At 66.5% G+C, this 516-nt stretch carries 1 protein-coding gene; it reads left to right on the plus strand.

Going from position 1 to position 516, the window contains the following annotated elements; all coding sequences use genetic code 11:
• The coding region (locus tag IE136_RS35240) for a transposase (RefSeq protein WP_189602569.1) at window positions 1-493 on the plus strand (493 nt) is incomplete at its 5' end.
• Between the last annotated feature and the right edge of the window lie 23 nt (window positions 494-516).

The raw sequence follows: 516 nt of genomic DNA on the forward strand, positions 1-516 counted from the left end.
CGGCTACGGCTTCTGCCGCTCCCACTCCCGGTTCTTCTGGGGATTCCGCCTCTACCTGGTCACCACAGCGGAGGGCATGCCGGTCACCTGGTGCCTGGCCAACCCGAAGATCGGGGAACGGGAGGTGATGGCCGCGCTGCTGGAACGCGACCACCACCTCGTCCGCAGAGGTCAGGTGATCCTCGCGGACAAGGGCTTCGCCGGGAAGGAGTTCGAGGCCTTCCTCACCGAGCGCCTCGGCGTTCACCTGGTGCGGCCCGACCGCAAGGACGAGCCGGTCCGGCACGGGAAGATCGCCCGCGTCCGGCAGTGGATCGAGTCCGTCATCGACACCCTCAAAGGCCAGCTCAGCCTCGAACAACACGGCGGCAGAACCCAGGCCGGCGTCTACGCCCGCACCGGACAACGACTCCTCGCCCTCGCCGCCGGCATCTGGCACAACTGGACCACCGACGCCACAGTCAAACGCTCCCTGATCGCCTACGACCACTGAAAACATCGGACTCACTCATCTAG

It is taken from the genome of Streptomyces lateritius (genome assembly GCF_014649715.1).
GTDB classification, from domain to species: Bacteria; Actinomycetota; Actinomycetes; order Streptomycetales; family Streptomycetaceae; genus Streptomyces; species Streptomyces lateritius.